The organism is Nocardia higoensis NBRC 100133 (assembly GCF_000308595.1).
In the GTDB taxonomy this organism is placed as follows: Bacteria; Actinomycetota; Actinomycetes; order Mycobacteriales; family Mycobacteriaceae; genus Nocardia; species Nocardia higoensis.
This window is the reverse complement of record NZ_BAGA01000161.1, coordinates 1-6,569: the sequence shown is the minus strand read 5'-3', so window position 1 is coordinate 6,569 and position 6,569 is coordinate 1. Positions and strand designations below refer to the sequence as shown.

3 protein-coding genes are annotated in these 6,569 nt (G+C 69.9%); all 3 read left to right on the top strand.

Translation table 11 applies throughout. The features are described 5' to 3' along the window. The first annotated feature begins 3 nt into the window (after positions 1 to 3). The gene (locus ON26_RS35230) at positions 4 to 114 is read left to right on the top strand and encodes a hypothetical protein (protein ID WP_157172027.1); all 111 of its coding nucleotides are present in this window, start codon (positions 4 to 6) and stop codon (positions 112 to 114) included. A gap of 709 nt (positions 115 to 823) precedes the next feature. Further along, entirely contained in the window at positions 824 to 1,081 is a 258-nt protein-coding gene (locus tag ON26_RS32650; RefSeq protein WP_157172026.1) for an acyl carrier protein, read from the top strand. Positions 1,082 to 1,085: 4 nt separating this feature from the next. Then, a partial coding sequence (locus ON26_RS27305) for an aminotransferase class III-fold pyridoxal phosphate-dependent enzyme (protein ID WP_169333784.1) occupies positions 1,086 to 6,569 on the top strand: 5,484 nt, incomplete at its 3' end.

The following is a 6,569-nucleotide window of genomic DNA, read 5'->3' as shown; positions in this document are numbered from 1 at the left end:
CAGATCACCGGAACCGACGAAGACGACCTGGTCGAGAAGGTCAACGCGCACCTCGCCGCCAACCACCCCGGCCACGAGTACACCCGCGATCAGATCCTCATGATCGCCTACTGATCCTTCCGGATCCACGCACGACTACAGCCCGCCCGCCGGTCCCACCGGGGGCGGGCTGTCGTCTGTACCGGATCGGCATGGTCGCATCGGAGGAAGGTTGCCGCCCTCACGCGAGGGCGCCGCAGGCTCCGGTCCCGAGCGAAAGTCCTTCGCCTGTCACCGGGTACGGTCTCGCGTCGCATTCCCGGCGACTTCACCAATTGGTACCGGTGAGTTGGTTTTCGGATTGCCGTACACGCACGGCCGAACGGCACATGAGCAGCGCACACCCGGCGACACAGCAGCACACGGGTCACCGGCCCGAGCGTCGAATCGGCCGCGCCGAGGATTCGCGAGAGAAGCCCCGCTTTCGCAGCGTTTCATTCAAGGAACCTTGTTGTTTCACCGATATTGCGAAGCATCGATAACCACAAGATAGCCATTCCCTGATACCCACTCCGTCACGCCCGACTCCTATTGCAGGGCCCACCGCCTCGGTGTACAAGTTGGAATAGAGCACAACGCTGCGGAGGGTGCGGTCCCGATCGCCCGGGACGGGGACGCGCACCCTCCGTCGCTGCTGCCGACGGCAATGACGCCGCGCGCCCGAGTACACGGTGATGCCGTGTGCGACAAGCGGAATCGAATCGACACCATCCCCCGCGGACGCCGACGGGGCGATGGTTCGCGGGTTGTGTAGACGAGGATGGATGTGGCACGGGGAATCGAAATGAGAACTGCCGAGGACGTGACACACGCGGTCTGCGCACTTTTCAGAAATGGACTCCGAATTTCCGATATCGATGTGGACAAACCATTGCTGGATTATGGATTGGACTCCATTCGTTCGGCGGAGATAATCATCGAACTGGAGCGCGTGTTCGCGGTGGAAATATCGGACGACGATGCCGCGACGCTGCTCACCGCACACGACGTCATCGAGTTCGTCCGGACCGAACTGGACCGACGCAGCGAGGTCGGGGCGTAGCCGCGTGACATCTGGAGTGCGATACGGCGCTGCCGGGGGCGCCGACCCGACCGACACCACGCCGGCTCTGTTCGACGACTTCGTCCAGCACAACCGGCCCGGCCTGGCCCGCCTGCTGCGCGCCTGCCACCTCGATGTCGTCTATACCGGCGCGGACGGCGACCACCTGATCCGGGCGGACGGCACGCGAGTGCTCGACCTGGTCGGCGGGTTCGGCGTCGCGCTGTTCGGCCACAACCACCCCACCCTGGTCCGGGTGGCCACGGCGCGGCTGAACGCGCAGCTCCCGTTCGTCTCCCAGGGCAGCATTCGCCCGGGGGCGGCCGGGCTGGCACGCAGGCTGTCGGAGCTCGTCGGCACGGCGACCGGTCGCGAATACGTCGTGACCTTCGGCTCCACCGGCGCCGACGCTGTGGAGGCCGCGCTGCGGCACGCCGCCGTCGCCCATGCGCGCCACCTCGCCGACCTGCGTACCGACCTCGAGCGCACGCTGCGACGGCTGCGCCGCGACGGACTGCACGATGTGCGTCCGCTCCACGCCTCCGGTGCCGCCGACGACGACAGGAGCGCGTCCGAGATCGTCGAGGAATCGCTGCGAGTCGTCGAACGCGTCGCGTCGCGCGGGCCGGTGTACGTCTGCCTGTCGAACGCCTTCCACGGCAAGTCCGCGGGCGCGTTCACACTCACCGATCAGGCCGATACACCGGACGATCTCGTGGTGCCGGGCCCGGAGCGGCTCCGGCTCGCGGACTGGGATCCGGAAGTCGTGAGCACCGCCTTCGCCACGGAACGGCACGCGATTGCGCGGATCACCGTCGACGGATCGGGACGGCCGGTGGCGACTCCCACGCACGTCTCGCCGGTGGCCGCCGTGTTCGCCGAGCCCATCCAGGGCGAGGGCGGTGTACGCGAGGTACCGGCCGAAACCCTGTGCGCGCTGAGGGTTCTCGCCGACCGGCACTCGGCGGCTCTGGTCTTCGACGAGATCCAGTGCGGCATGGGCCGCACCGGGTCGTTCCTCGCGTCGGCGGCATCGGGCGTCGTCGCCGACTACTACCTGCTGTCCAAGTCGCTCGGCGGCGGCCTGGTGAAGATCTCGGCGATGCTCGTCGACCGGGCTCACTCGGTCTCGGACTTCGGCCGCTACCACACCTCCACCTTCGCCGACGACGACCTGTCCTGCGCGATCGCCGAGGCGGCGCTGGATCTGTTGCGCGAGAACCAGATCAGGATCTCCGACACCGGCGCGCGGCTGCGCGCTCGTCTCGACGCGGTCGCGGTCCGCTGGCCGAGGGCGTTGGCGGGCGTACGCGGACGCGGTCTGCTCCAGGGCGTCGAATTGGTGGCTCCCGCAGTGAAATCCGCGCTGCTACGCGAGATCTGCGATCCCGACATGTTCGGCTACGTGGTGGCGGGGTACCTGCTGCACACACACGGCATCCGGGTACTGCCGACCCTGTCCGCGCCGACCACCCTGCGGATCCAGCCCTCCGCGTTCCTCTCCGACACCGAGATGGCGCGGATCGAGACAGCACTGGACGAGGTGGCCGCGCTGCTGTCCCGCGGCGACCTGGCCACACTGCTCGCCCACCTGGCCGTGCCGCCGATCACGAATCCGACGGTGCCGGAACGGGTGAAGCTGTCGCGGCGCCGGCCGGTCGCGCCCGCCAGGGAGTGGAAGGCGCCGCGCCGGGTGGCGTTCCTCGCGAACCTGCCCGAAGCCGCCGACCTGCGCCGCTTCGCCCCGGAACTCGCCTGCTGGTCCGACGAGCAGTTCGCGGCGCTGTTCGAGCGTTTGCGCGGGGTCGCGGACCCTTTCGAGACGACCAGGCAGCTGGTCACCTCGCCGACCGGCGAGACCGTCGAGGTGTGCATCATCGCGATCCCGGTCTCGGCCGAGCAGATCATCGAGAGCCAGCGCGCCGGACACCGGGCGTGGCTGCGCGATCTGGTGCTCGAGGGGGTCGAGCAGGCAGTCGCGCTGGGCGCGACGGTGATCGGCCTCGGCGGCTACACCTCGATCGTCACCGACGCCTCCCGTGACGTGGTGGAGGACGAGATCACGGTGACTTCCGGCAATTCGCTGACCGCGGCCTGCGCCTACGAGGTGATCCGTACCGAACTCGCCCGGTTGGCGCCGGGGTCGCGCCGGGTCGGAATCCTCGGCGCGCTGGGCAATATCGGCGCTGTGATGGCCGAGCTGCTCGCACCGCTGACGGATTCGATCACGCTGGTCGGCAGGCCCGGTTCGGGCCGTCGCCTGCGCCGGGTCGCCGATCAGCTGGCGGCGGCGACCGGAGCCGCGGCGCCGTCGGTGAGCGAGGACCTCGCGGCCCTGCGGGACTGCCGAATCGTGCTGACCGCCACCAATTCCGCTGTTCCGCTGCTCACCCCGGATCTGCTCGCCACCGGGCATCCGGTGCTGGTCTGCGACCTCGCGGTCCCCGGTGACGTGGATCCCGCGGTCGCCGAGCTGGCGCACGTCACCCTGGTGCGCGGCGGCCGGATGGCCCTGCCGCTCGGCCGGACACCCCCGTTCCCCGAAACCGGGCTGCCCGCCGGTGTGGTCTACGCGTGTATGGCCGAGACCCTGCTGCTCGGCTTCGAGCCCGGCACCGCGAGTCCCTCCTACGGCGGCCTGACCGCCGCGGGTGTGCGCGCGGCCCGCGCACTCGCGGCCCGCCACGACGTCCGTCCCGTCCTGCTTCCGACAGGAGCCCCCACCGTGTCCGACAATCCCGCTCCGGCGCCGATGTTCCTCGGCGCCGCCGACTTCACCCCCGCGCTCGCCGGCGGCAAGGCCGCGACCCTGCACGAGTTGATCACCGCCGGATTCGAGGTGCCACCCGGGTTCGTGCTGCCCGCCGATTTCGACCTCGACGCCGTCTCCGACGACGATCTCGCGGGCTGGGTGCGCGCGCTGGGTGGCTTCCCGGTCGCCGCGCGGTCCAGCGGCGTGCTCGAGGATCTCGACGACGCCAGTTTCGCCGGGCAGTACGAGTCCTATCTCGACATCACCGAGGTGGGCGAACTGCGCGAGCACATCGCGAACTGCAGGCGGTCGGTCGAGAACGACCGGGTCCGCACCTACCTGGCCAGGCACGGCTACAGCGCGGCGAAGGCGACGGTGTCGGTGCTGGTCCAGCGGATGGTCGAGGCGGAGTACGCGGGAGTCGGCTTCAGCATCGACGCGCTGGGCGGCATCGAGGACCACGCGATCGTGGAATGCTGCGCGGGACTCGGCGAGCGACTGGTCTCCGGCCACGTGACCCCGACCCGATACACACTGCGGCTGCGCGACGGCGGGGTCGTCGAACGGGACGCGGGCGGCGAGGACATCGACCTCGAGCCGTCGACGACCGAGGGACTCGCGGCGCTGATGCTGGCGGTGCAGGCATTCCGGCACCGTCCGCAGGACATCGAATGGGCCGTCGACCGCGCGGGCAAGCTGTGGCTGCTGCAGTCACGGGCGATCACCGCCATCTCCTGGCGCACCGACATCGATCAGTTCTCCGATGCCGATCTGCGCGACGGCGGCGTCTCGGCGCGGGTCTGCACGCCGATGATGTTCTCGCTGTACGACAACGCCTTCCAGTACTCCATGCAGTCGTTCTTCGAGCGCGTGAAGCTGGCCGAGCCCGGCGTGGAGCAGGACTGGATGGCCATGTACTACGGCCGCGCCTACTGGAACGTGAGCGCGGTCAAGCAGTGCTTCTTCAAGATCCCCGGCTTCGACGAACAGCATTTCGACGACGACCTGGGCGTGCTCAACGACTACGGTCCCCGGGGCCCGCACCGCACCCCGACCAATGCCAGGACCATCGCAAAAGCACTGCCCGCGGCGCTGGCGGTCGAGAAGAGCTATCGCGACCAGCTCGCCGTGGTGGACGCCTTCGCCGCCGGCTGGCCGGCCGAATACGCCCGGTGGCGCGAGCGGGTGCGCGATCTCGCCGAGACCGACGAAGCCGCCTTCGCCGCCGATCTCACCGACTGCCTGCTCACCTTCCACGCGAACACCGAGCGCACCTACTTCACGACGATCTACCACAACTCCAGCGTGCAGACCGACTTCAAACAGACGCTCGACAAGGTGGACGCCGCGACCGGCGGTTCGACCTCGGCGATCGACCTGATGGGCGGCCTGGCCGACATCAGTCACATGGCGTTGCAGCGCGCGATCGTCGTCCTGTACGCAGTGGCCCGCGAACACGGCATCGACAGCGCCGCCTGGGACGCCGCGCTGGCCGAGTTCCTGACCGACCAGGGTTTCCACGCCGACTCCGAACTGGATCTCACCTGCCCGCGCTGGTCGGAGGCTCCCGAGCGGGTCCGGGCGATGATCGCCGCGATGATCGAGCACGGCACCCCGCCGGCCGATCCGGACGTGGCGCTGGTCGATCAGCGCAAGCGCTACGAGGACGAATTGGCCGCGGTGCGGGCGCGGGTGCGCGCGAACCCGCTGACGCGCCTGAAGTTCGCCAAGTCGGTCGACAAGCACGTCGACCGCATGCGGCGCTACCTGGTCGCCCGCGAGCGGATGCGGGAATTCTCCTCGCAGTGCTACGCGATCGTGCGGGCCTATGTCGTCGAGGCCGGTGTGCGGCTGGCCGCGGCGGGCACCCTCGAGGACGCCGAGGACGTCTTCCAGCTGACCATCCACGAGCTCAGCGATCTGGTCGGCGGCCGGGTCGAGATCTCGGCGCCGGCCGGCGACATCGCCTACCGGCGCGCGATGTATCACGGCTACCGGGATCTGATTCCGCCGCACGAACTCGGCGGCGGCGTCACCGTCGGCGCGGTTCGCGACATCGGCGACGGCGATCTGAGCGGGCTCGGCTGCAGCCCCGGCGTCGCCGAGGGAGTCGCGCGAGTGATCACCTCGCTCGCCGACATCGACCAGCTGCGCGAGGGCGACATCCTGGTCACCCGTTTCACCGATCCCGGCTGGACGCCCGCGCTCGGCCTGGTCGCCGGCGTGGTCACCGAGGTCGGCGGCATGCTCTCGCACGCGGCGGTGATCGGGCGCGAGTACGGCATCCCGGCGGTGCTCAACGTCGCCGGCGCGACCACGGCGATCCGCTCCGGTCAGCGCATCCGCGTCGACGGCGCCACCGGAGTGATCGGCGTCCTCGACCCGGCGGGCGAGACCATCTCGGCGGCTCCGGACACTGCCGCCGTCGGCGCATCCGGCGCAACGACGGATGCGGCTCAGGCCCCCGACACGCGGAAGACCGGCACGGAGAGCGTCGCTGCGGCCATCGCGGGAAAGACCGTCGTCGATCCGGCCGCGGAGACGCCCGCTGCCGCACCCGCCGACGGCCCGGCCGCTACCCCGGTCCTCGCGCCGGCCGCGGCCGTGACCGTGCTCCCGGCGCCTCCGGACGAGGAGGCGAAGTCCGCGAGCCCGCGCCCGGCACCGAAAGGCGATGATCCACTGACCGCACGTAAACGCCTGATCTGCATCGCGGGCGGCGACGGCTCGGGCAAG

What these genes read in the sequence shown, in the direction of transcription:
- ON26_RS32650 (WP_157172026.1), top strand. Translation starts at nt 824, where the DNA reads ATGAGAACTGCCGAGGACGTGACACACGCGGTCTGCGCACTTTTCAGA.